At 67.8% G+C, this 22,507-nt stretch carries 25 protein-coding genes; 9 read left to right on the top strand and 16 right to left on the bottom strand.

The genetic code is table 11. From position 1 onward, the window contains the following. Positions 1 to 20: 20 nt before the first annotated feature. The 4 genes from EEB19_RS15995 to nth form a co-directional block, all read right to left on the bottom strand. Positions 21 to 1,220, bottom strand: coding sequence for a MarP family serine protease (locus EEB19_RS15995; protein WP_187588017.1), 1,200 nt, complete (start codon positions 1,218 to 1,220; stop codon positions 21 to 23). Further along, positions 1,217 to 1,993, bottom strand: coding sequence for a CoA pyrophosphatase (locus tag EEB19_RS16000; protein WP_187588214.1), 777 nt, complete (start codon positions 1,991 to 1,993; stop codon positions 1,217 to 1,219). Before EEB19_RS16000 ends, EEB19_RS15995 begins: the two co-directional genes overlap by 4 nt. 68 nt (positions 1,994 to 2,061) lie before the next feature. Further along, the gene (locus tag EEB19_RS16005) at positions 2,062 to 2,682 is read right to left on the bottom strand and encodes a TlpA disulfide reductase family protein (RefSeq protein WP_187588216.1); all 621 of its coding nucleotides are present in this window, start codon (positions 2,680 to 2,682) and stop codon (positions 2,062 to 2,064) included. A gap of 137 nt (positions 2,683 to 2,819) precedes the next feature. Further along, positions 2,820 to 3,509 carry an endonuclease III gene (gene nth, locus EEB19_RS16010; protein WP_262365714.1) on the bottom strand — a complete coding sequence of 230 codons (690 nt, stop codon included), beginning with the start codon at positions 3,507 to 3,509 and terminating at the stop codon, positions 2,820 to 2,822. A 259-nt stretch (positions 3,510 to 3,768) separates the two neighbouring features. Between nth and EEB19_RS16015 the strand changes: the two genes are divergently transcribed. Both EEB19_RS16015 and EEB19_RS16020 read left to right on the top strand, forming a co-directional pair. After that, positions 3,769 to 4,041 (top strand): hypothetical protein, encoded by a 273-nt coding sequence (locus EEB19_RS16015; RefSeq protein WP_187588019.1) that lies wholly within the window; start codon positions 3,769 to 3,771, stop codon positions 4,039 to 4,041. 186 nt (positions 4,042 to 4,227) lie between these two features. After that, the gene (locus EEB19_RS16020) at positions 4,228 to 4,902 is read left to right on the top strand and encodes a Crp/Fnr family transcriptional regulator (RefSeq protein WP_006330855.1); all 675 of its coding nucleotides are present in this window, start codon (positions 4,228 to 4,230) and stop codon (positions 4,900 to 4,902) included. Between the two features lie 298 nt (positions 4,903 to 5,200). Here EEB19_RS16020 and EEB19_RS16025 read toward each other — a convergent pair whose 3' ends face one another. The 4 genes from EEB19_RS16025 to EEB19_RS16040 form a co-directional block, all read right to left on the bottom strand. After that, positions 5,201 to 6,079, bottom strand: coding sequence for an MBL fold metallo-hydrolase (locus EEB19_RS16025; RefSeq protein WP_187588021.1), 879 nt, complete (start codon positions 6,077 to 6,079; stop codon positions 5,201 to 5,203). 60 nt (positions 6,080 to 6,139) lie between these two features. After that, on the bottom strand, positions 6,140 to 7,288 hold the full coding sequence (locus EEB19_RS16030) for a flotillin family protein (RefSeq protein WP_187588023.1): 1,149 nt from the start codon (positions 7,286 to 7,288) through the stop codon (positions 6,140 to 6,142). Between the two features lie 142 nt (positions 7,289 to 7,430). Continuing rightward, complete coding sequence (locus EEB19_RS16035) at positions 7,431 to 7,676, bottom strand: hypothetical protein (RefSeq protein ID WP_187588220.1); 246 nt, start codon at positions 7,674 to 7,676, stop codon at positions 7,431 to 7,433. Between the two features lie 76 nt (positions 7,677 to 7,752). After that, on the bottom strand, positions 7,753 to 9,066 hold the full coding sequence (locus EEB19_RS16040) for an MFS transporter (protein ID WP_187588025.1): 1,314 nt from the start codon (positions 9,064 to 9,066) through the stop codon (positions 7,753 to 7,755). A gap of 107 nt (positions 9,067 to 9,173) precedes the next feature. On the opposite strand from EEB19_RS16040, the gene EEB19_RS16045 reads away from it, so the two are divergent. Continuing rightward, positions 9,174 to 10,265, top strand: coding sequence for a GlxA family transcriptional regulator (locus tag EEB19_RS16045; RefSeq protein ID WP_187588027.1), 1,092 nt, complete (start codon positions 9,174 to 9,176; stop codon positions 10,263 to 10,265). 12 nt (positions 10,266 to 10,277) lie between these two features. Here EEB19_RS16045 and EEB19_RS16050 read toward each other — a convergent pair whose 3' ends face one another. The 3 genes from EEB19_RS16050 to EEB19_RS16060 are packed head-to-tail and all read right to left on the bottom strand — an operon-like array spanning position 10,278 to position 11,733. Then, positions 10,278 to 11,036 (bottom strand): TSUP family transporter, encoded by a 759-nt coding sequence (locus EEB19_RS16050; RefSeq protein ID WP_187588029.1) that lies wholly within the window; start codon positions 11,034 to 11,036, stop codon positions 10,278 to 10,280. A gap of 55 nt (positions 11,037 to 11,091) precedes the next feature. Continuing rightward, positions 11,092 to 11,565 (bottom strand): RidA family protein, encoded by a 474-nt coding sequence (locus EEB19_RS16055; protein WP_187588031.1) that lies wholly within the window; start codon positions 11,563 to 11,565, stop codon positions 11,092 to 11,094. A gap of 3 nt (positions 11,566 to 11,568) precedes the next feature. Further along, positions 11,569 to 11,733: a DUF4177 domain-containing protein gene (locus EEB19_RS16060; RefSeq protein ID WP_004022081.1), complete on the bottom strand. Its 165-nt coding sequence runs from the start codon at positions 11,731 to 11,733 to the stop codon at positions 11,569 to 11,571. Between the two features lie 43 nt (positions 11,734 to 11,776). On the opposite strand from EEB19_RS16060, the gene EEB19_RS16065 reads away from it, so the two are divergent. Both EEB19_RS16065 and EEB19_RS16070 read left to right on the top strand, forming a co-directional pair. Then, on the top strand, positions 11,777 to 12,802 hold the full coding sequence (locus EEB19_RS16065; RefSeq protein ID WP_187588033.1) for an ArsA-related P-loop ATPase: 1,026 nt from the start codon (positions 11,777 to 11,779) through the stop codon (positions 12,800 to 12,802). A 3-nt stretch (positions 12,803 to 12,805) separates the two neighbouring features. Next, complete coding sequence (locus tag EEB19_RS16070; RefSeq protein WP_187588035.1) at positions 12,806 to 13,900, top strand: ArsA family ATPase; 1,095 nt, start codon at positions 12,806 to 12,808, stop codon at positions 13,898 to 13,900. Positions 13,901 to 14,125: 225 nt separating this feature from the next. Here EEB19_RS16070 and EEB19_RS16075 read toward each other — a convergent pair whose 3' ends face one another. Next, positions 14,126 to 14,440 carry a WhiB family transcriptional regulator gene (locus EEB19_RS16075; protein WP_187588037.1) on the bottom strand — a complete coding sequence of 105 codons (315 nt, stop codon included), beginning with the start codon at positions 14,438 to 14,440 and terminating at the stop codon, positions 14,126 to 14,128. 386 nt (positions 14,441 to 14,826) lie between these two features. On the opposite strand from EEB19_RS16075, the gene EEB19_RS16080 reads away from it, so the two are divergent. From EEB19_RS16080 to EEB19_RS16090, 3 genes are all read left to right on the top strand, one after another. Further along, on the top strand, positions 14,827 to 17,232 hold the full coding sequence (locus tag EEB19_RS16080; protein ID WP_187588221.1) for a penicillin-binding protein: 2,406 nt from the start codon (positions 14,827 to 14,829) through the stop codon (positions 17,230 to 17,232). Between the two features lie 74 nt (positions 17,233 to 17,306). Further along, positions 17,307 to 18,323 carry a metallophosphoesterase gene (locus EEB19_RS16085; protein ID WP_187588039.1) on the top strand — a complete coding sequence of 339 codons (1,017 nt, stop codon included), beginning with the start codon at positions 17,307 to 17,309 and terminating at the stop codon, positions 18,321 to 18,323. Positions 18,324 to 18,354: 31 nt separating this feature from the next. After that, positions 18,355 to 19,053, top strand: a complete 699-nt coding sequence (locus EEB19_RS16090) for a haloacid dehalogenase type II (protein WP_187588041.1) — start codon at positions 18,355 to 18,357, stop codon at positions 19,051 to 19,053. Positions 19,054 to 19,067: 14 nt separating this feature from the next. Here the strand turns inward: EEB19_RS16090 and EEB19_RS16095 are convergent, their stop codons facing one another. Next, positions 19,068 to 19,511 carry a nitroreductase family deazaflavin-dependent oxidoreductase gene (locus EEB19_RS16095; RefSeq protein ID WP_262365705.1) on the bottom strand — a complete coding sequence of 148 codons (444 nt, stop codon included), beginning with the start codon at positions 19,509 to 19,511 and terminating at the stop codon, positions 19,068 to 19,070. A gap of 161 nt (positions 19,512 to 19,672) precedes the next feature. Between EEB19_RS16095 and EEB19_RS16100 the strand changes: the two genes are divergently transcribed. Further along, positions 19,673 to 20,077, top strand: coding sequence for a hypothetical protein (locus tag EEB19_RS16100; protein ID WP_187588045.1), 405 nt, complete (start codon positions 19,673 to 19,675; stop codon positions 20,075 to 20,077). A gap of 36 nt (positions 20,078 to 20,113) precedes the next feature. On the opposite strand, the gene EEB19_RS16105 is transcribed toward EEB19_RS16100, so the two are convergent. From EEB19_RS16105 to EEB19_RS16115, 3 genes are read right to left on the bottom strand one after another with little or no spacing between them, the layout of a single operon-like run. Then, positions 20,114 to 20,638: a glyoxalase/bleomycin resistance/extradiol dioxygenase family protein gene (locus EEB19_RS16105; RefSeq protein WP_187588047.1), complete on the bottom strand. Its 525-nt coding sequence runs from the start codon at positions 20,636 to 20,638 to the stop codon at positions 20,114 to 20,116. 30 nt (positions 20,639 to 20,668) lie between these two features. Beyond that, positions 20,669 to 21,463 (bottom strand): crotonase/enoyl-CoA hydratase family protein, encoded by a 795-nt coding sequence (locus EEB19_RS16110; protein ID WP_187588049.1) that lies wholly within the window; start codon positions 21,461 to 21,463, stop codon positions 20,669 to 20,671. Positions 21,464 to 21,491: 28 nt separating this feature from the next. Continuing rightward, the gene (locus EEB19_RS16115) at positions 21,492 to 22,505 is read right to left on the bottom strand and encodes a crotonase/enoyl-CoA hydratase family protein (RefSeq protein ID WP_187588051.1); all 1,014 of its coding nucleotides are present in this window, start codon (positions 22,503 to 22,505) and stop codon (positions 21,492 to 21,494) included. Positions 22,506 to 22,507: the final 2 nt, after the last annotated feature.

Genomic DNA, 22,507 nt, shown 5'->3' on the forward strand with positions numbered 1-22,507 from the left:
GCAGGGGCACAGTCGGGGGGTCAGGCGTGCACGCAGGCCTGCGTGCTGACCCGGGCCGACCGTCCCTCCGAATCGGTGAAGTTGTTCTGAACCTGCTTGGCGGTCAGCACGAATCCGGTCTGGTCGGTGGTGTCCTCGGCCGCGCCGAACACGACGCCGAGCACCTCGCCGTCGGCGTTGATCATGGGACCACCGGAGTTGCCCTGCCGGATCTGGCCGCGCACGGTGTAGACCTCGCGCAGGATGCGGCCGGCACGATAGATGTCGGGTCCGGACAGGTTGATCACGTCACGGACGCGGACGGCGTTCACCGTGAACGGACCTGCCTCCGGATAGCCGAGCACGATCGCGTCGTCGCCGGTGCGCGCTTCGCGGTCGGCGAACGGCAATGCGGGAGCGGTCAATCCGGGGACGTCGAGAACCGCGATGTCGTTGCTGCTGTCGAACAGGACCACCCGCGCCGGCAGCTCCTGGCCGTTCGGCGACGTCGCGGTCAGCCGACGGGTGCCCGCCACCACGTGGGCGTTGGTCATGACCCGCTCGGGCGACACGACGAAACCACTGCCCTCGAGCGCCTGCCGACAACTCGGCGCATTGCCCTCGATCTTGATGATGCTCGGCCGCACCTGATCGACGACGGGCAGCGTGAGCAACGCCTGGTCGGGCGGTCCGACATTCGCGACCGGGGTCCGTCCGAACGGACCGATGACTTGCGGCAGGCCAGTGTTGTCGAGGAGGGCGCTGAAATCCTTGGGCAGGTCCCGTAACCATTGCGGCGCAAGGACGTCGACGCCACCGAGCACCTTGGATCCGCGCACGGCGGTGGACAGCTGGGTCTCGGACGAACTGCTCAGCGGGATCGCCAACAGCCAAGCGGCCACCAGCACCGCGATCACCTGCAGCACCGAACCGATGACACTGTCGACGCGGCGCACGCCCCGCGAACGGATCCCGCTGCGTGCGGCGCGGCCCAGGATCATGCCCGACACCTCGCCGACGATGATCAGACCGACGAGCAGGATCACCCCGACGAGCAGCCGCACCGTGCGGTCGTCGAAGTTCGAGATCACGTGCGGTGCAAGCAGAATTCCCGCGACAGCACCCAGGATGACCCCGAGGAACGCGAGTGCCGACGCGACGGCACCCTGTCGGAATCCGCTGGCGGCAGCAAGGAAGGCGATCACGACGACGACGAGGTCCACCCATGCGGACCCGCTCATCGACGACCTCCCCGACGCTCGTCGTCGAGCAGTTCCTGCCGCATCGGGTCCGACAGCACCGACGCCTCGCCGACGGTCTGCGCACTGCCGGCAGCCTCGATCGCCTCGTCGAGCGGACGGACGTCATCGTGATCCCACGGCACATCCCACCCCGCGACCTCGCTGATCGCCGCGATGAGCCCACCGGTGAACCCCCACACCAGCAGTCCGTCGACCATGAAGGCAGGTCCGCGATAGGCGCGCGCGCCCAGTACTTTTCGCTCCACTTGGAAACGGCTGGCCGGCGACAGCAGCTCTCGGAGGTTCACCCGGGCGACCCTGGCCGTCTCGCCGGTGTCGATCACGCGGACGTCGCCGGGGCGGCTCCAGTGCGCGAGGACCGGTGTGACGTCGAAGCCGGAGACAGGCACCGGGAACGACGGGAGGTTGGCGATGATGTCGACGCCGTCGGCGACGAGGCCGGTCTCCTCCTGCGCCTCACGCAGCGCGGTACCGACCGGGAAGTCGTCGCCGGGATCGACGGCGCCACCCGGGAAGGCGACCTGCCCGCTGTGCTGACGGAGAGTGGGCGCGCGCTCGGTGAGCAGCACCTCGGCGTCGGCGGGGACGCCGCCCGGATGATCGGCGGCGCCGTCCCAGCTACCGGAGAGCAGCACCAGGACGGCGGCATCACGTCGGTTGCGTCCGAGCATCGACGCCCAGCGGGTACGGTCGCCGCCCCGATTCATCACCGAGTCCGTGACGGCCGTGACGTCGGCGGTCAGCCGACGCATCCACGGCGGGATCTGTTCGGTCGGCACGACCGGTCCCGACGACCCCGCCCCGGCCGTTGCGTCTCCGGTCACGTCCTCACCCCCAGGTACTGCTGCACGGCGTCGGCGATCTGGTCGGGGTTCTCGAACACCTGGGGCAGCACCTTGGCAACTGTGCCATCCGGGCGCACGAGGATCGTCGACGGGAACACCCGCGGCGCGCCGAGCGCGGCCGCGATCTTCGCATCCGTGTCCATCACGACGGGCAGGTGCACGCCGGTCTCGGTGAGGAACTTCAACGCGAGGTACGGGTTCTTGGCACCTTCTTGAGCGTGGACCGTGAGCACCGTGACCTGATCGCCGGCTCGTTCGGCGTACGTGGCGAGTTCGGGCAGCTCCCGACGACACGGCAGACACCAGACGGCCCACATGTTCACGAGCAAGGGCTTGCCGGCGGTACCGGCGCCGACGTCGTACGACCGTCCGTCGGCCAGGCAGGGGGCACTGATCCCGGCAAGCACCGAGTCCTGGCCGATCGGCAGATCGGTCGTCGGACACGGCGCGAGCGCGGCCTCGGTCCGCGCCTGCGCGAGCTGGGTGTCGTCGACCTGGGCATCGGTGGCCCGCGCGCCGGACGCCGTCGGCGACGCGTCGGTTCCGGGTCCCGCGCCGTCGTCCCGCGGCCAGATGGCGACGATCAGGGCGATCATCACCACGATGAAGACGACGGTCCAGCGTGCGGCCGCCGGCAACCGACCACGCGGGTGGGACGGCGGAGTGGTCGTCTCGGGTTCGTCGGGTCCAGACGCCGGATCGGTGGGATCGGGATCCGTGGTGGGGGTCTGGTTCACTGCGTCGACAGTCCGGCCAGGTCCAGCAGGTGTTCGGTCTCGGGCCCCTTCACCAGCCGGGCGGCCTCCGTCTTGTCCATCGGACCGGTCCCGACGGCGGGGCAGTCCTTGGCGAGGATGCACACCCCACAGGCCGGCTTGCGTGCGTGACACACCCGGCGTCCGTGGAAGATCACCCGGTGCGACAGGTCGGTCCACTCCTTGCGCTCGATCAGCTCGCCGACGGCGTGCTCGATCTTGACCGGGTCGGTCTCGGTGGTCCATCCCCAGCGCTGGACCAGTCGGGAGAAGTGGGTGTCGACGGTGATCCCGGGTACCCCGAACGCGTTGCCGAGCACGACGTTGGCGGTCTTGCGGCCGAAGCCCGGCAGGGTGACCAGTTCCTTCAGCGTGCTCGGGACCTCACCGTCGAACCGTTCGACCAACGCCTGTCCGAGTCCGATGATCGAGTTCGCCTTGTTCCGGTAGAAGCCGGTGGTGCGGATCATCTCCTCGAGTTCGGTGCGGTCGGCCTCGGCGTAGGACCGCGCGGTGGGGTACTTCGCGAAGAGCGCCGGGGTCACCATGTTGACCCGGACATCGGTGCACTGGGCGGACAGGATGGTGGCGACCGACAACTCGAGCGGCGTGGTGAAGTCCAGTTCGCAGTAGACGTGCGGAAAGGCGACCTGCAGGGCCCGGTTCATGCGCCGGGCGCGACGCACCAGGCCGAGCGGGGTCTCCGGAGCCCGGGATCGCCGTGGACGGGCGGGCGTCACCGAAGTGTCCGGGGTCTTGCGTGCACTCACCTGATTCAGGTTAGCCAGATCGCCGACAACGGACTCGCGGACCGTGTCCGACTCCCGGATTTCGTTGTCGGCGGCGAGGCGACGCATTGGTAACAAGTGGGTGAAGGCGGCCACTCGGGTTGGCGGGAGGGAGATCGCATTGTGTTTACTGTTCCCCATGCAAGGTCTCGCCGCGCTGCTCTTCCCGGCCGTCCTGATGCTTTTCGCTCTTGCCATGGAAAAGGTTCAGACCAGGATCGATCGTCTCGCGGTCTCCCGCGATCACGTCGAGGAGTTCCTCGAATCGGCCGACGCCGACCAGGTGGACACGCTGGCCAAGGAGGGTTTCCCAGCCGCGCTGGACGAGTTCCGCAGCCGCCGTACGAAAGGTGAGCCCGCCGCCGCGGGTACCGAGGCCACCCTGCGGACATCTCCGCAGCGGGCCAGCTGATCCGGCGGATCTGTCACCAGAGGAGTTGCGCGACTCGCCGCAATGGTGCGGCCAGTGACCCATTCAACACTTATGCTTGGGCTGCGGGTAGCGTTGCACGAGGCAACACTGCAGCCGGCGGCCACGTGCGGAATCCTGGTGTGCGGTTGTCATGCGAGTGTGATCAGGACGAGAAAGGTTCCTTAGGTGGAGGACGTACTGGCGCGGGCCGGCATATTCCAGGGTGTCGAGCCCTCTGCCGTCGCGGCGCTGACCAAACAGCTTCAACCGGTCGATTTCCCTCGCGGCCACGTGATCTTCCACGAGGGTGAACCCGGTGACCGGCTGTACATCATCCTGTCAGGCAAGGTGAAGGTCGGCCGTCGTTCTCCCGATGGCCGCGAGAACCTGCTGACGATCATGGGACCGTCGGACATGTTCGGCGAGCTGTCGATCTTCGACCCCGGGCCCCGGACGTCGTCGGCGACGACGGTGACCGAGGTACGCGCGGTCTCGATGGACCGCGATGCCCTGCGGGCATGGATCAAGGATCGCCCGGAGATCGCCGAGCAGCTCCTGCGCGTCCTCGCCCGTCGTCTGCGCCGGACCAACAACAACCTGGCCGACCTGATCTTCACCGACGTCCCGGGCCGTGTCGCCAAGCAGCTGCTGCAGCTGGCCCAGCGTTTCGGTACCCAGGAGGGTGGCGCGCTCCGCGTGACGCACGACCTCACCCAGGAAGAGATCGCGCAGCTCGTCGGCGCCTCTCGCGAGACGGTCAACAAGGCGCTCGCCGACTTCGCGCAGCGCGGCTGGCTGCGCCTCGAGGGCAAGAGCGTGTTGATCGCCGACTCCGAGCGCCTCGCCCGCCGCGCCCGCTGACGTTTCCCACCGCTGCGGCGGTGGACCCTTCGTGACGCTCGCAAGCTCGCTCCTCAGGGACCGGGTGGTCTCTGCTCGCTCTTCAGGGACCGGGTGACCTCTACTCGCTCCTGAGGAACCGGGTGACCTCTACTCGCTCCTGAGGAACCGGGTGACCTCTACTCGCTCCTGAGGAACCGGGTGGTCTCTGCTCGCGCCACAGGGACGGAGCTCACCCCTGGTCCCTGAGGAAGTCCGGAGCCTGCGGAGGACTGTCACGAAGGGTCACCCGAAAGTAGGCAAGCCCCCACGCGTCGTCTCAACTGTCCCGCAAGTACTCCAACTGGGCCTTGACCGACATCCGCGCGGCCGGCCACAACTTCTTGTCGACGTCGGCGTAGACCTTCCGCACGACCTTCATCGGCTTCGCCTTCGCCGCCGAGATGCCGAGGTCGTCGAGGGCGGCGACGATCTGATCGATCCGCTCCTCGCGATGCTTCTTGTAGTAGCGGGCAACCGGACCGACCTGCGGATGATCCGGGCCGTGCGCGGGTAGCAGCGCCGCGTCCTCCCCTTCGACGATGATCCGGTTCAGCGAGTTCAGGTAGTCGCGCAGGGTGCCGTCCGACGGGTCGATGACCGTCGTGCCGCTGCCGAGGATCGTGTCACCGGTCAGCAGTGCACGCTGGTCTTCCCATTCCACCAGGAAGCTCACCGAGTCACCGGTGTGCCCCGGGGTGTACAGCACGGTGATTCGCAACCCGGCCATCTCGATGACCTCGCGGTCGGAGAGTGCCGCCGCCCCGTGCGTGAACTTCATTGATCGTGCACGCACTGGAGCATCCACCCGTTTACGCAGCCGCTTGATGGCTCCCGTGTGATCGAAGTGCCGATGGGTGATCAGCACCAGCGCGACGCCGGGCTGCTCGGCGATCCGCTTGACGTGACCTTTCTTGTTCGGCGGCCCCGGATCGACGATGACGCATTCCGCGTTGCCCGGCGCCCGCAGGATCCACGTGTTGGTCCCGTCGAGCTCCATGTTGCCGGGGTTGTTGCACAGCAGGACGGAGGCGAACGGCGTCACCTCACGGACGACGCCGTACGCCGGGTGCACCGGAGTGTCCCCCGCCTGCGGTCCGTTCTGGTCCCCCACGGGAACCCCGGCATCACTTCCGGCGTCATTTCCGTTGTCGGTCATGCCTTCCGACACTACTCATGCGGGAACCACCGACCGGCGACGGGCGTGGTTGCGATCACATCAGTGCGATGTCGGCGGAACGGTTGCACGTCCGGTGCCGTCGGCGGACCCGACCGCCTCGTCGACCACCTTCGGCGCGAACTCGCTCTGCAGGCTCTTGAGCAACGCCGCTCCCTGCGTGACCACCCCGGTCATCACCTCGTTGACACCCTCGGCGCCGTTGAACACCGTGAGGTTCGACGACCCGAGCCCCTTCGCGATCTCCCCGACGAGCGCGGGCAACTGCTCGATGATCTGCTGATCGAGTGCGATGCGGTTGTGCTTCGCGGCGGCAGCGGATTGGATCTCGACCGCACGCGCGTCGGCCTCGGCGATGATCTGGGTGCGGCGGGCCTCGGCCTCCGCCGGCTTCACCACCTCCGACATCAGCTGCTGCTCACGCAGATCTGCCTGGGCCTGGGCCAGCACCGACTGTTCGCGGATGATCTCCTGGTTCACCCTCGCCTCCGCGAGCGGACCGGCCTGGGCCGCTTCGGCATTGGCCTTGTCCGTCTCGGACTTGATGTGGGCGCGCTTGATGGCCGTCTCCCGCTCGTAGTCGGCCTGGTTGCGCAGCGACTCCTGCTGCGCCTTCGCCGACTCCTGGTCGGCGCGGGCCCGCTCGACCGCCGCCTCGCGCTGCACCTTGGCGATGTTGGGTGCGGCGAGCGCATTGATGTAGCCGGAGTCCATGTCGTCGATGGACTGGATCTGGAACGAGTCGACCACCAGGCCGATGGAACCCATCTCCCGCTTCGACGCCTCGAGCACCTGCCGGGCGAGCGTGTCCCGTTCGCGGATGATCTGCTCGACCGTCATCGACCCGACGATCGACCGGAGGTGGCCCGAGAAGACCTGCCCGGTGAGCTGATTCATCTCGTTCTCCTGCTCGGAGATGAACCGCTGTCCGGCGTTCACGATGGACGCGACGTCGCCGCCGACCTTGTGCGCGATCACGGCACGCACGTTGAGCTGGATGCCCTGGGTCGTCACGCACACCTCACGGATCTGGGCCTCGTGCAACGCCATCGACAGGAAGCGGACCTTGCGGAAGAACGGCATGACCCACTTGCCGTGGCCGACGACGACATCGAACGGCGCCCCCTCCTGACCCTTCTTGCCCGAGATCAGCATTGCCTCGTCGGGTTCGGGAACGTTGTAGCCGAGCATGGTGCCCTCCTCAGTCGGTACACCGCGCACGGGAAATGGGCGCGGCGCGAACACGATCACCTCTTGGACGGCTCATGCTACGGCCTGGTTCCACCCTGTCGTTCGCTCGGACGACAGAGCTCGGCGCCGCGGACTGCGACGGTCAGGAGGGTGCCGCGATCCACGGCTCGACGTCGACGACGCGCCCCGGACGGACACCGACGACCAAGACCGTGCGGTCGAGCTCGACCGGCTCGACTGCTGCGGCGAGATACCGTTCGGTGCCGCCGCCGACGGCCAGCTCGACCTCGCCCAACGTGTCACCGCCGGGGATCGCGAGGGTGACCACGCCCGTCGTCCCGATCACGTCGTCCCCTTCCGATCCAGCCTCCGGGCGTCCGGCCGACATCGTCGCCGGCCACCGACCGCGACGCACGTCGCGGACATCCGTGGTGGCACAACCGTAGCCGCGACGACGACGTCCGTCACCCGGGGCGGTCGACCACGAGGTAGACCGCGGCGGCGATACTCACCGCTCCGGCCGCCAGGACGAGCACGGGGTAACCGAACAGTCCCACCACGACGCCGGCGAGCGCACCGGCGATGGCGCCGGCGAGACTCATCGATGTGTCGGTGATGCCCTGCACTCGCGGCCGCATGGCCACCGCGACGCTGTCGGTGAGCATCGTCGAGCCCGCAACGGTCGCTGCCGACCAGCCGAGTCCCAGCAGCACCAGCGCCACGACGAGTCCCGTCTGACTGTGGTGCAGGACGAATCCGGCGATGCAGCTCGCCAGCAGCAGCGCCTGGCCGACGAGAACCGTCGGCACGCGGCCCAGGCGATCGGTGAGAAGACCCATCACCGGTGCGAGGGCGTACATCCCGGCGACGTGCGCGCTGATCGACAGCCCGACGACCGTCAGGCTCGCCCCACCGTGGGTCATGTGCACGGGAGTCAAGGCCATCACCGCGACCATCACGGCGTGCGCGGAGACCACCGAGGCGACCGCGTTCCGCGAGCCGGGCGTTTGGCGGATCGTGTCGAAGCCCTGGAGCAGAGACGGTTTCGCCGCCATCGCGGTCGGCGCACCATCGGCGGAGAAGCGGAGCGGATCCGGCCGGAGTCCGAGCAAGAGCACCAGCGCCGCGGCCGCGCTGCCCGCCGCACCGATCACGAACGGTCCGGCGAGTTCGTCGATGTGCGCGATGTCGGCGACGTCGGCACCGATCGGGAGGAGTGCGGGCCCGGCGACCGCGCCGACCATCGTCATCCACACGACGAGCGACAGATCACGGCCGCGGGTGCGAGGAGTCGCGAGATCGGTTGCAGCGAAGCGTGACTGGAGACTGACCGCCGTCCCCGAGCCGACCCCGGCCATGCCGACGAGGAGCAACGCGAACCAGCCGGTGTCGACCGCAACGGCCACCACGCAGGCGCCTGCGGCTGCGATCAGGAATCCCGTCGCGAGTGCGGGACGTCGCCCCGACCGCTGCGCCAGTGCGGCCAGCGGCAGACCGGCGGCCGCCGCGCCGAGGGTCAGCACCGTCGTCGGCAGTCCTGCCAGCGACTCGGCCCCCGAGAGTCGCTCACCGAGAATCGCACCCAACGCCAGCGAGGCCCCCATCGCCAACCCGCCGAGAACCTGAGCCAGGCAGAGCAGGACGACGGTGCGCAGCTGCACGCGCCGCCGCGCGTCGTCGGAGAGGGTCCGCGACGGTGCGGGAGCCGCAATCGCCTCGGCGCCGCGGCCGTCATCGGCGTCGGGCAGTCGGGCGCCGGCGTCGACCGGCGTGGTCATCGATCGAGGGGCACCCGGGTCGGGGACGGCTCTGTTGGTCACCCTGTCAGACTGCGCCGCCTATCCGCCGGAGACCAGTGGCATCAATGCCGGTATACCCTGGATTCATGCCACCCTCATCCGCTTCGGGGCCCCTTGCGCCGACGACCCGGACATCCGCGGGATCTCCGGACGCGCATCTCGTGGTCGTGCTGGTCACCGACGGTCTCGTCCTGATGGACATGGCGGCGCCGGTACAGATGTTCGGCCACGTCGGCCCACCCCGCTACGCACTGCGTACCTGCGCCGAACGCCCCGGGCTGGTGCCGACCTGCGCCGGGGTGTCAATACACGTCGAGCACGGACTCGACGCCCTCGACGACGCCGACACCATCGTCATCCCCGGCTATCACGATGCCGCACGGCGCACACCGTCGACCGCGGTTACCGACGCCCTGACCCGTGCGCATCGTCGGGGCGCCCGGATCATGTCGATCTGTGTCGGCGCGTTCACCCTGGCGGAGGCCGGCCTCCTCGACGGACGCCGCGCGACGACCCACTGGCTCGACGCGGCGGCGCTCGCGGCACGCTATCCGACCGTCGACGTCGATCCTGCGGTCCTCTACGTCGACAACGGCGACGTGCTGACCAGCGCGGGTCTTGCCGCGGGTATCGACCTGTGTCTCCATCTCGTCGAGCGGGACCACGGTGGTGACGTGGCCCGGGATTTCGCTCGACGCACCGTCGTCGCGTTCCACCGTCCGGGCGGGCAGGCGCAGTTCATGCCGCCGGGGACGAGCCTGCACGACGAGGCGATCGCGGAGATCGACCACCAGCACCGGCACCTCGAACCACATGTGGCACCGGCACTTCCGGACGCGTCGACCGTGTCCGACGACTCGCTGTCGGCGACCACCGCGTGGGCGGTCCGCAATCTCGACCACCCGCTGACCACGCGCGACCTCGCAGACCACGCCTCGATGTCGTTGCGCACGTTCAACCGCCGCTTCACCGCCGCCTACGGCATGGGGCCGGGCGCCTGGCTGACCGGTCAGCGCATCCGGGCCGCCGCCGGGTTGCTCGAACGCACCGACGAACCGGTCGAGAAGATCGCCGACGCCGTGGGCCTCAGTCCGGAATCCCTGCGCACACAATTCCGTCGTCGGATGTCGTTGTCGCCGAGCAACTATCGCAGCAACTTCCGGTCGGCCTCACGCTGAGCCCGATCGAGATCAATCGACCACGAGGTCGTAGCCCAGCTTGGAGACCATCACCACGACGACGGCGAGAAGGACCCACCGCACGAAACCACTGCCCCGCCCGATGGCCATGTGGGCACCGAGCTGAGCGCCCGCGATGTTCGCCACGGCGAGGCCGATACCCAAGAGCCACAAGATGTTCCCCTGCCAGGCGAACACCGCGAGCGCACCCAGGTTGGTGCCGGTGTTGATCACCTTCGCCATCGCCGAACTCTCCAGGAAGCCCGTACCCACCAGCGCGGTCAGGCTGATGATCAGGAACGTCCCCGTGCCCGGCCCCATCACGCCGTCGTAGAAGGCGATGACGACTCCCGCGACCACGAACCCGAGGAGCACCGACCACCGCGGGCGCGAGACCCCTGCACCCGAACCGAATCCGGGATTGAGCGCGACGAAAAGGCCCACCGCCACCAACAGACACAGGACGATCGGCGTGAAGACCTCTGCGGGTAGGCGACTCGCCGTGTACGCGCCGAGCCCGGAGCACACGACCGCGCTGACGAACACCGGCAACAGGCGTCGGACGTCGATCCGCAGCCGACGAGTGAACGCGACCGCCGCCGACGCCGTGCCGAAGACCGCCGCGAGCTTGTTGGTCCCGAGTGCGGTCGCCGGTGCGATGGTCGGGAACGCGATCAGCAACGCCGGGATCAACACCAGACCGCCGCCGCCCACGACGGCGTCGACCCATCCGGCCGCCGCGGCAGCGACGATCAGCAGGGCGATGTCCACGTCGCGTCAGTGCGTCGTCGCCGAGGCGACGGGGATACGACGCGAGCTCATCGGATCAGGCGACCTCGACGATGAGTTCGACCTCGACCGACGCACCCAGCGGCAGTTCGGCGACCCCCACCGCGGAACGCGCATGCACCCCGGCATCACCGAAGACCTCGCCGAGCAGATCCGACGCCCCGTTGATGACCGCCGGCTGCCCGGTGAAGCCGTGCGCCGAGGCCACGAAACCGACGACCTTCACGACCCGCACCACCGAGTCGATGCCGACGAGCCCGTCGACGGCGGCCAGGGCATTCAGAGCGCACTGCCGCGCCGCGGCGTTCGCCTGATCGGGGTTCACCACGCCCTCGGCGCCCTCGTGGACCTTGCCGGCGACGTCGAGTGTGCCGTTGACGATGGGCAGCTGCCCGGCCGTGTAGACGAGATTTCCGGTCCGGACCGCCGGCACATAGCTGGCGACCGGCGCGACCACCGGTGGGAGTTGGATGCCGAGCTCGACGAGGCGCTGCGACCACGTGGTTGCCATGGACTATCCCTTCGGGCGCTTGAGGTAGGCGACGTGCTGCTCACCGGTCGGACCGGGTAGGACGCTCACCAGTTCCCAGCCGTCGGCACCCCATTGGTCGAGGATCTGCTTCGTGGCGTGCGTCAGCAGCGGCACCGTCACGTACTCCCACGCGGTCACTTCACTCATGGACCCACCCTAACCGGTGGGTGGTTGTCGATATGGTGATGCAGTGGGGAACGAGACACCGCTCGACGACGCGGGGCACGTCAACGAATGGCCCGATACCGCCCGACGGGCGCGACTACACTTCGTGTCCGGCAAGGGCGGTACCGGAAAGACCACAATCGCCGCCGCACTGGCGCTCGCGCTGGCCGCCGACGGCAAGAAGGTCCTACTGGTGGAATGCGAAGGCCGCCAAGGTATCGCACAGCTCTTCGACATCCCGCCCCTGCCGCCCACCGACACCCGGATCGCCACCGCATCCGGCGGCGGGGAGGTCTCTGCGCTCGCCCTCGACATCGAGCACGCACTGCTCGAGTACCTCGACATGTTCTACAACCTCGGGTTCGCCGGTCGCGCGATGAAGCGGATCGGCGCCATCGACTTCGTCACCACGGTCGCGCCGGGTCTGCGTGACGTCCTGATCACCGGGAAGATCAAGGAACGGATCATCCACACCGACAAGCAGGGCAAGCGCGTGTACGACGCGGTCGTCGTCGACGCCCCGCCGACCGGTCGGATCGGCAACTTCCTCGACGTGACGCAGGCGATGGCCGACCTCGCCAAGACGGGCCCCATCCGCAACCAGAGCGACGGTGTGGTGAAGCTGCTGCACTCCGAGGACACCGTCATCCATCTCGTCACCCTGCTGGAGGCCATGCCGATCCAGGAGACCGTGGAGGCCGTCCGCGAACTCGGCGAGAAGAACCTGACCATCGGCACGCTGATCATCAACCGGGTCTCCCCCACCCATCTGCCCGCGGGCTCGATCGACGACATCGCCGAGGGACAGGTCGACGCCCCTCGCGTGCTCGAGAATCTGACGGCCGCCGGACTCACGATCGGCGACGAGGACCTGGCCGGGTTGCTCACCGAGACCATCGAGCACGCCACGCGCCTGCAGGCCCAGCAGGTGGCCAAAGCGCAACTCGACGACGTCGAACTTCCCACCCTCGAACTGCCCACGCTCGGCGACGGCATTGACCTCGGGTCGATCTACGAGCTCGCGAACCTCCTACAGAAGGCGGGTGCGTAGTCCATGCCTCTCGATCTGCAGATGGGATCGGTCCTGACCGATCCGGGTACCCGAGTCGTGATCTGCTGCGGCGCGGGCGGTGTCGGCAAGACGACGACGGCCGCGGCGATGGCGATGTACGCCGCCGAGCACGGCCGGACCGTCGCCGTCCTGACCATCGATCCGGCCCGCCGGCTCGCCCAGTCGCTCGGCATGTCCGAACTGACCAACGATCCGCAGCCCGTGGCGATCGACGGCACCGGCACCCTCGACGCGATGATGCTCGACATGCGACGCACCTTCGACGAGATGGTGATCGAGTACTCGACGCCCGAACGGGCGGCCGCGATCATGGAGAACTCCTTCTATCAGACGATGGCGTCGTCGTTCTCCGGCACGCAGGAGTACATGGCGATGGAGAAGCTCGGCAAGTTGCTCGAGCAGGATCGCTGGGACCTCATCATCGTCGACACGCCACCGTCGCGGAACGCGCTCGACTTCCTCGATGCGCCGCAGCGACTCGGGTCGTTCCTGTCTGGGCGTCTGATGAAGGTGCTCGTCGGCAGCGGTCGCGGTGTGGGGCGGATGGTCACCGGCGCAATGAGCCTCGCGATGCGTGGTGTCTCCACCATCATCGGCGGCGACATGCTGCGCGACGTCGCGATGTTCGTGCAGTCACTGGACTCGATGTTCGGCGGATTCCAGGATCGCGCCCTCAAGACCTATCAGCTGCTCAAGCAACCGGGCACCCAGTTCGCCGTGGTCGCCGCAGCTGAGCCCGATGCGCTCCGCGAGGCGGCGTTCTTCGTCGACCGTCTGTCCGAGGAATCCATGCCGCTGGCCGGACTGATCCTCAACCGGACCCATCCGAACCTGACCTCGATCTCCGAGTCGTCGGCGCGGGCGGCCCTCGAATCCGTCGACGACGAGCTGACACGCGGCGTGCTGGAGATCCATGCGGCCCGGGCCGCGACCGGGAAGCGGGAACTGCATCTGCTGCAGCGCTTCACCGCGGCGCATCCCGCGGTCCCCGTCGTCGGCGTACCGTCGCTGCCGTTCGAGGTGGCCGACACCGTCGCACTGCGCGCGGTCGCCGAGCAGATCACCAGCCGCGGGTGACCGCTGCGCTCGCCATCATCGGTTGATCCCGCGAGCGGCCACGCAGCAGTTCGTCAGCTCCGCTGATCCCGCGATCGGCCACTCGTCAGCTCGTCAGCTCCGCTGATCCAGCAAGGCAGCCCCGTCAGCTCGTCGCCCACGCTGATCCGGCAAGGCGGCCACGCGACAGCTCGTCACCCCCGCTGATCGAGTAGGCGAGGAGCGGAGCGACGAGCCGTATCGAGATCAGACCGCGTCGGCCTGCTGCCGCCGCTTCTGCGCGTCGAAGAACTGTGCCCATGAGGTGACCTCGGGATGCTGCCGCAGCAGCGCGCGGCGCTGACGCTCGGTCATGCCACCCCAGACGCCGAACTCGACCCGGTTGTCGAGGGCGTCGGCACCGCATTCCAGCTGGACCGGGCAGTGCCTGCAAATTGTCGCGGCCTTACGCTGAGCCGCTCCGCGAACGAACAGGTCGTCAGGGTTTCCTCCTCGGCACCGAGCTTGGGACACCCACATCAACCGAGCATCGTCTCCGGTGGAAACTGCCGCCATCGCCATCCGCCGACCCCTGTCTGTCGTTGTATCTCGCCGGTCGTCGCATTGCTGCGAGGACCCGACGGTCCTGACCGTGAATGCGTCCACCCTGTCGACCGTTCCTGCTGGTCACATCACTCACCGGCACCGGTGAGGGTTCACATTCCCGAGGGATTGTTAGGTGAGTCACATTCTGCACTCAATTTAAGGATCTGTGCATGGCTTCGCAACCCCTGGAGCGAAGAAAATGGCACCATCGTCCAAACAATCCACATATCCCCAGCTCACCTACACCGTTACGGGATCGCGACCCCCCGCGTGCCGTGGTCGGCCGATGTTGTCGATCGCGCACGTATCCTGTGCATGTGCCGATCTCGAAGAAGCTGTGGCCGCTGGCCGGCGCCTGCTTGATGGCGGGTGTGCTCGTCGCCGGACTGCTCTATCCCGTGGCCAGTGGCCTGGGCGTGATGTCCAACCGCGCCGCCGCCGCAGTCGAAAACGTCTCGTCCGAGTTGCTCAACGGGACACTGCCGGAGGTCTCGACGATGACCGACGCGGCGGGGACACCGATCGCGTTGCTCTACGACCAGTACCGCTACCAGGTCGGCTACAACGACATCTCGCCCGACATGATCCGCGCGATCATCTCCATCGAGGACCGACGATTCCTCGAGCACGACGGTGTCGACTGGAAGGGCACGATCCGCGCCGCACTGAAGAACTCGTCGTCGGGCGAGGTCCAGCAGGGTGCGTCGACGCTCGATCAGCAGTACATCAAGAACTATCAGCTGCTGGTCCTGGCACGGACCGACGCCGATCGTCAGGCCGCCATCGAGACGACCCCCGCGCGCAAGCTGCGAGAGGTCCGGATGGCGCTCACGATGGAACAGTCCCTCATCGATCAGGCCAAACGCGACAAGGGCCTCGACGATGCGGCCGCCAAGCAGGAGGCCAAGAAGCAGATCGTCACGCGATATCTCAACGTCGTCCCGTTCGGCAACAACTCGTACGGCATCGAGGCCGCGTCGCAGACCTATTTCGGCAAGCACGCCAAGGATCTGGCTGTGGAGCAGGCGGCCCTGCTGGCCGGCATGGTGCAGTCGAGTTCGGCGTTGGATCCGTACACCAATCCCGAAGCCGCGACCCAACGTCGGAACACGGTGCTCGACACCATGATCGACAACTTCCCGGATCGTCGGGCCGAGCTCGTCGCGGCGAAGGAGAAGCCACTCGGGGTGGTACCGAGTCCCCGCACCCCGATGCAGGGCTGCATCGCGGCGGGCAACAACGGCTTCTTCTGTGACTACGCACTGCAGTTCCTCGCCGAGAACGGCATGTCCCGCGACTCGGTGATGCGCGGCGGCTACATCATCCGCACCACGCTTGATCCCGAGGTGCAGCGGTCGACGGTGCGTGCCGTGCAGACACAGGCCAGCCCCGATTCCGACGGCGTCGCGGATGTGATGAGCACGATCAGACCGGGCAAGAAGTCCCACGACATCCTGTCGATGGCATCGAGTCGCAACTACGGCCTCGATCTGAGGGCCGGCGAGACGATGCAGCCGCAGCCGTTCTCGATGGTCGGTGACGGCGCGGGGTCGGTGTTCAAGCTCTTCACCACCGCCGCGGCCATGGAGAAGGGACTCGGCGCCGGATCGAACATCCCGGTGCCCGGCTCGGTCGCTGTCTACGGGATGGGCAACAGCGGTGGCACCAACGGATGTCCGGTGAACGCGTACTGCGTCAAGAACGACGGGCGTTATCCGGCATCGATGTCGGTCACCCAGGCTCTCGCGCAGTCCCCGAACACCGCGTTCGTGAAACTGCTGCAGCAGGTCGGGGTCAAGCCGGCGGTGGACATGGCAGTCCGGCTCGGCCTGCGCTCGTACACGGTGCCCGGGTCGTCGGGCTACGGCGACAAGAGCATGGCGACCTACGTCAAGGAGGGCAACTTCGGCTCGTTCACCCTCGGTCCACTGCCGATCAACGGGCTCGAGCTGTCGAACGTGGCCGCGACGCTGGCCTCCGGCGGCACCTGGTGCCCGCCGAACCCGATCGCGTCGATCAGCCAGATCAAGCGCGATCAGTACGGCAACCCGGTGATGGCACCGAATGGCCAGCCCGCCCTCACGGCCGTCCCGTTCACTGCACCGAAGTGTGAGCAGGTCGTCGAGGAGGGGCTCGCGAACACCCTCGCGAACGCGATGAGCCAGGACGACCGCGGCGGCGGCACGTCGGCCGCGGCGGCCGGATCGGCCGGCTGGACGTTGCCGATGTCCGGCAAGACGGGGACCACCGAGGCGCACCGCTCGTCGGCGTTCCTCGGCTTCACAAACAACATCGCCGGCGCCGCCTACGTCTACAACGACGGTCCGAACCCGACCGGCATCTGCTCGAGCCCACTGCGTCAGTGCTACGACGGCACCCTCTACGGCGGTATGGAACCGGCCCGCACCTGGTATCAGGCCGTCAAGCCGGTCGCGACCAAGTTCGGCCCCGTGCGCCTGCCACCGGTCGATCCCCGCTACATGGCCGGCAGTGATCGCGGACGCATCCCGTCGGTGAGCGGCCTGCCGGCGAGTGCGGCGACATCGCGTCTGCAGGCGGCCGGGTTCAAGGTCAATCAGCTCGACGTCGACAGCAATCGTCCGCAGGGCACCGTCGTCTTCACGGCACCGTCCGACTCGGCGATGCCCGGCAGTGTCGTGACGATCTACGTGAGCAACGGGCGGCGGTCCGACGACCAGCAGGGTCCGACGGAGACCACCGTCCAGGTGCCCGGCGTCGGGCCGGTGGTGATCCAGCTACCGGGCTGATGCGATCGGCTCCCGGCGACCCGGTCGGCGAAACCCACGGGCGCCGGGGCCACACGCCTGCGTATTCTGGGTGAATGGTTGACGTCGACAACGCTCTCACCCGCCGCGTCGCGCGGGGGGCAGGATCGGTTCCCGGCCTGACCTCCGCCTCGGCCGCGCGGGTCGTCGGAGGTCTGGCCGGTCTGGCGGCCGCCGGACTCTTCTACTCGACGGTGATCGAGCGCAATGCGTTCACTCTGCGGCACAGCACCCTGGCCGTGCTCGAACCGGGAGCATCACCGCTCCGCGTGCTGCACATCAGCGATCTGCACATGACACCGCATCAGCGACTCAAGCAGGCATGGGTGTCCGAGCTCGAGGCCCTCGAACCCGACCTCGTCATCAACACCGGCGACAACCTGGCCCACCCGCAGGCGGTCCCGTCGGTGATCCAGTCCCTCGGCGGACTGCTGTCGCGGCCCGGGCTGTTCGTGTTCGGCTCCAACGACTACTTCGGCCCACGACCGAAGAATCCGTTCCAGTACTTCAAGTCCGATCACACCCGCACCTTCGGTGATCCGCTGCCGTGGCAGGATCTGCGCGCGGCGTTCACCGAACGCGGCTGGCTGGACGCGACCCACACCGTGCGTGAGCTCGAGGTCGGCGGAGTCCGTGTGGTCGCCGCGGGCGTCGACGACCCGCACATCGAGCGGGACCGTTACGACACCGTCGCCGGGCGGCCGAATCCGCTGGCGCACCTGCGTCTCGGACTCACCCATTCGCCGGAGCCCCGTGTCCTCGACCGTTTCGCCGAGGACGGCTACGACCTGGTGCTGGCTGGACACACCCACGGCGGACAGCTCTGCCTCCCGTTCTTCGGCGCGCTGGTCACCAATTGCCAGATCGACCGGTCCCGCGTCAAAGGCGTGTCGAGCTGGGGTTCGACCATGAAGCTGCACGTCAGTGCCGGACTGGGCACCTCTCCGTACGCGCCGGCCCGCTTCTGCTGCCGACCCGAGGCAAGTCTGCTGACGCTCACGCCCGTGTCGCACGGCGACGCCGCCTACGACGAGGACCACTCCCTGCCGCAGTTGGCGACCGAGATCAGCTGAGGGCCGGATCCCGGGCACTACGATCGACCACGTGCCTGTCCTCGACGATGTCCGCGTTCTCGCCTTCGACACGTTCGGCACGGTGACCGACTGGTTCACCGGAATCTCGACGACCGTGCACGACACTCTCCCGGACGTCGACGCGGCGGCCTTCACCCGCGAGTGGCGACGACGCTACGGTCCGATCCTGGCCCGGGTGGAATCGGGCGAGCTGCCGTGGCGCCGACTGGATGATCTGCAGACCGAGACGCTGCTCGACGTGGCCGCCGACTTCGAGGTCGCGCTGTCCGGCCCGCAGACGACGAACCTCGTCCGGGCCTGGCGAACCATTCCCGGATGGCCTGACGCCGCCGACGGAATCCGAAGGCTCAAGCGCGATCACATCGTGTGCGCCCTCAGCAACGGGACCGTCGCGCTGCTCACCGACATGGCCCGGCACAACGGATTCGCCTGGGACGTGATCGGCGGGTCGGACCTGTGGCGCCATTACAAGCCGGCGCGCGAGACCTATTGCGGCCTGGCCGAACTACTCGAGGTCGAGCCGCCGGCGGCGATGATGGTCGCCACCCATCAGGGTGACCTCGACGCCGCTCGCTCCTTCGGTCTGCGCACCGCGTTCATCGAGCGCCCACTGGAGCGGGGCGGTGACCCGAAGGACGACTCCGGTTCTCCCGAGAACGACGTCCACGCCATCGACCTGCTCGACCTCGCCCGACAGTTGGGCTGCTGAGAGCCGGTCGCGCGTCAGTCCAGCCGGAGTTCCACCAGCGGCACGTCGTCGATCGACATCCCGGTCGATTCCTCGATGATCCCGGAGAGCTCTGCGTAGGCACGGGCATGCGCGACGCGGTAGCGTGCGAGCACCGCACGTGCCGCATCCTCGTCGAGCAGACGGGCCGTTGCCGTCCGGCTCGCAGACCATCCGATCGATACCCGGCACCGTGGGTTCGCCCGGACGTTGCGGAACCATTGCGCGCGTTCGCCGAATCCAGAGGCAACCACCACATGCGAGGAATCCGGCCGTTCGACGGTCTCGAGCACCACGCGGCGCAGCCGGCCCGAGTGTCGCCCCGTGTGTTCCAGCAGCAGCAAGCGACCGCCGAAGAGTCCCCCGAGGTGCGCACGGAAGATCACGATGGGTGCCCGGACGAACCACCGTGTCCGCAACAGTCGCGCGGCGAGGCCCACGTCGTTCCTCCCGTGTCGTTCGCATGCCGAAAGACTCCGTCTCTCACACCTTCTCACGCCAATCACCCACAACGGGGGATGTGCACCCCGATTCGGCGGGCGACCATTCGACATGAGGTGTGCCGGAAGAAGCCCGGCCACCCGAGAGAGAAAGAGCTGTCATGACCACCACACATCGCGAGGAACATCCCGTTCAGCAGGGTTTCGCCGGCGGTGCAACCATCGGTGCGGCCATCCTCCTGCTCACCGGCGGCATCATCGCGCTCCTGCAGGGCATCTCGGCGGTCGCCAACGACGATCTGTTCGTCGTCGGACCGGAATACGTCTACCAGCTGGACCTGTCCACCTGGGGCTGGATCCACATCGTCCTGTCCATCGTCGCGATCGCCGTTGCGATCGGCATGTTCACCGGCGCGGCGTGGGCACGGGTCAGCGCGATCATCATCGCCTCGCTGTCGATCATCCTGAATTTCCTCTGGCTGCCGTACTACCCGTGGTGGTCGATCCTCGTGATCGCCATCGACATCGTCATCATCTGGGCAGTGGCCACCTGGCGAACCGCCTGAGCCCGAGATCCACGAGCACCGGCGAGCCGGCCTGCCCTACCCTCGCGGTGGGGCCAGGTCGGCCATCGCGCGCATGAGGGTCGTGTAGACGACGCCGGGTTCGGCGTCGTGCCAGTCGGTCTCGGCAGTCATCTCGGTGGTCGGCTCATCGCCGTCCGACGGCGCGTACAACCACCACAGGTTGTGCCAGGGATCGAGGAACCGCGCAAGATCGTATCCGCCGTAGAAGTCCGATCGGGGTGTGACCGTGGTCGATCCGGCCCGCTCCGCCCGTGCCAGCACCACGTCGATGTCGCGGACGTAGACCTGGGTGAGCGCAGGCGTGAACGGCCAGTTCGGCTTCCGGTCGCCGATCATGATCGTCGAATCGCCGACTACGACCTCGGCGTGGATCAGCGTGCCGTCGCGGTCAGGCGTACGGGCCGCGGCGTGCTCCTCACCGTCGAAGACATCGACGAGGAACTCGATGAAGTCCGCCGCACCGTCGACCACGACGAACGTGTTGACGGTGTGATCGCACCCGGGCAGATTCTCGGTCAGGGGTTGTCGTTGTTCATCCATGACGACGACGGTACGAGCGACTGCGGACGATCACTGTCCGCGTTGACCGTCCGATCCCACGCCGTCCCCGTGGCGGCCTGCGCCGTCCGCGAAACGGGTGGCACCTGCCACCGTGTCCGCAGACAGGGACACCATCCCGTGCCGCAGTTCGTTGGCGATGGCCGCCGGCTCGTCGAGCCCTTCCTGTTCCAGCGCCGAGAGCCGGTCGTGCCGCAGGCAGGTCTGGGGAAACGCGGCGATCTCGATGCCGAGTCGCACCGCCGCGTCGAGCGACGTGCCCGACGGCACCACACGAGTGGCAAGTCCGATCTCGAGCGCCTCGGCCGCCGGCACCGCCCGACCCGTCAGGATGAGGTCCATCGCCCGACCGGCACCGACGATGCGGGGCAGTCGGACGGTCCCACCGTCGATCAACGGGACACCCCACCGTCTGCAGAAGACACCGAACGTGGCGTCGTCGTCGACGACCCGCAGGTCCGCCCAGAGTGCGAGTTCCAACCCGCCGGCGACGGCGTGGCCGGATATCGCGGCGATGACCGGCTTCTCCAGTCGCATCCGCGTCGGCCCCATCGGTCCGTCGCCGTCGTCGGCGACGCGGTTCGGCTCACCCTCGGCGATGGCTTTGAGGTCCGCTCCGGCACAGAAGGTCCCGCCCTCGCCGTACAGGACGGCGACGGCGACGGAGTCGTCGGCGTCGAACCGACGGAACGCGTCGGCCAGCGCGTCCGCGGTCGGGCGATCAATGGCGTTGCGGACCTGTGGCCGGTCGATGCCGATGATCCGAACCGGTCCGTCAGTCCGTTCGACAATGGTCGAGGAGCTCATGGGCGACATCCTTTCGACATCGTCGTCGTCATGTGTCGGTGTCCAGGGCTGCGCGTTTCCAATCGCCGTAGGGCTCGTCCCGTTCCCGGACCGCCTCACGGAACCCGTTGTCGGCGGCGCGGTTCTGGAATGCATAGCCCTCGCGGGTGTGCCGCGAGATCCCGTCGAACACGGTACTGATCATGCCGGAGTTGGCCACCCCCTGGCTGTGGAGCGCGGAATTGAGTGCGAGCTTCACCATCATCAGCTGGTTGACCGGCATCCGTGCGATTCGCGCGACGAGTTCCTCGGTGCGGTCATCGAGCTCGTCGGCGGGAACCGATTCGACTGCCAGTCCCCACTCGGCGGCTTGTCGACCGGATATGCAATCACCGGTCAGCAGCAGCCTTTTCGCGCGTTGGTCGCCGAGACGATGCGCCCACATCCCCGCCGCGGGCACACCCCATACCCGTGTCGGCGGGTAGCCGATCTTGATGTCGTCGGCGCAGATGATCTGATCGGCGAACAGTGCGATGTCCGTGCCGCCGGCGATCGCGAAGCCGTGGAGTTTGGCGACGGTGGGTTTGTTCGCGTGCAGCAGACTGGCGAAACCCCGATTGAAACGGCTCATCATCGCGTAGTCGATCATCGGGTCCCACACGGCCGACGGATCGTGGTTGCGCGCCTGGACGATCGGGTCCACGACGGTACCCTCAGGCGAATCGGCGCCGTCGTCGGCGCCTGAGCCCTCCGCGAAGATGGAGAGGTCGTATCCGCCGCAGAATCCCTTCCCGCGGCCGGACAGCAGGATCACGTGGACGTGCGGATCGAGATCGGCGCGCTCGACTGCTGCGGCGAGTTCGATCGGGGTGTCGGCGGTGATCGCATTGCCCCGGTGCGGCCGGTCAAAGGTGATCCGGGCGACGCGTCCGGTGACCTCGTACGTCAGCGTCCGGTAGGTGCGGTCCGCCTCGGCGCGGTGTCGTCCGCGAAAGAGGCTGTCGTCGCCGTCGGTCTGACCCCGATACCAGGGCGCCGCGCCGGAATCGTCGATATCGACCATGG

This window comes from Gordonia sp. OPL2 (genome assembly GCF_003797825.1).
In the GTDB taxonomy this organism is placed as follows: Bacteria; Actinomycetota; Actinomycetes; order Mycobacteriales; family Mycobacteriaceae; genus Gordonia.

Coding starts and splice junctions, on each gene's coding strand:
- EEB19_RS16060 (WP_004022081.1), bottom strand. CDS start 11,733: ATGAGTGAAGTGACCGCGTGGGAGTACGTGACGGTGCCGCTGCTGACG.
- nth (WP_262365714.1), bottom strand. CDS start 3,509: ATGAACCGGGCCCTGCAGGTCGCCTTTCCGCACGTCTACTGCGAACTG.
- EEB19_RS16015 (WP_187588019.1), top strand. CDS start 3,769: ATGCAAGGTCTCGCCGCGCTGCTCTTCCCGGCCGTCCTGATGCTTTTC.
- EEB19_RS16075 (WP_187588037.1), bottom strand. CDS start 14,440: ATGGCGATGGCGGCAGTTTCCACCGGAGACGATGCTCGGTTGATGTGG.
- EEB19_RS16040 (WP_187588025.1), bottom strand. CDS start 9,066: ATGACCACGCCGGTCGACGCCGGCGCCCGACTGCCCGACGCCGATGAC.
- EEB19_RS16085 (WP_187588039.1), top strand. CDS start 17,307: ATGGTTGACGTCGACAACGCTCTCACCCGCCGCGTCGCGCGGGGGGCA.
- EEB19_RS16055 (WP_187588031.1), bottom strand. CDS start 11,565: ATGGCAACCACGTGGTCGCAGCGCCTCGTCGAGCTCGGCATCCAACTC.
- EEB19_RS16045 (WP_187588027.1), top strand. CDS start 9,174: ATGCCACCCTCATCCGCTTCGGGGCCCCTTGCGCCGACGACCCGGACA.
- EEB19_RS16110 (WP_187588049.1), bottom strand. CDS start 21,463: ATGAGCTCCTCGACCATTGTCGAACGGACTGACGGACCGGTTCGGATC.
- EEB19_RS16100 (WP_187588045.1), top strand. CDS start 19,673: ATGACCACCACACATCGCGAGGAACATCCCGTTCAGCAGGGTTTCGCC.
- EEB19_RS16115 (WP_187588051.1), bottom strand. CDS start 22,505: ATGGTCGATATCGACGATTCCGGCGCGGCGCCCTGGTATCGGGGTCAG.
- EEB19_RS16025 (WP_187588021.1), bottom strand. CDS start 6,079: ATGACCGACAACGGAAATGACGCCGGAAGTGATGCCGGGGTTCCCGTG.
- EEB19_RS16070 (WP_187588035.1), top strand. CDS start 12,806: ATGCCTCTCGATCTGCAGATGGGATCGGTCCTGACCGATCCGGGTACC.
- EEB19_RS16005 (WP_187588216.1), bottom strand. CDS start 2,682: ATGATCGCCCTGATCGTCGCCATCTGGCCGCGGGACGACGGCGCGGGA.
- EEB19_RS16035 (WP_187588220.1), bottom strand. CDS start 7,676: ATGTCGGCCGGACGCCCGGAGGCTGGATCGGAAGGGGACGACGTGATC.
- EEB19_RS16105 (WP_187588047.1), bottom strand. CDS start 20,638: ATGGATGAACAACGACAACCCCTGACCGAGAATCTGCCCGGGTGCGAT.
- EEB19_RS15995 (WP_187588017.1), bottom strand. CDS start 1,220: ATGAGCGGGTCCGCATGGGTGGACCTCGTCGTCGTCGTGATCGCCTTC.
- EEB19_RS16080 (WP_187588221.1), top strand. CDS start 14,827: ATGGCGGGTGTGCTCGTCGCCGGACTGCTCTATCCCGTGGCCAGTGGC.
- EEB19_RS16030 (WP_187588023.1), bottom strand. CDS start 7,288: ATGCTCGGCTACAACGTTCCCGAACCCGACGAGGCAATGCTGATCTCG.
- EEB19_RS16000 (WP_187588214.1), bottom strand. CDS start 1,993: ATGCGTCGGCTGACCGCCGACGTCACGGCCGTCACGGACTCGGTGATG.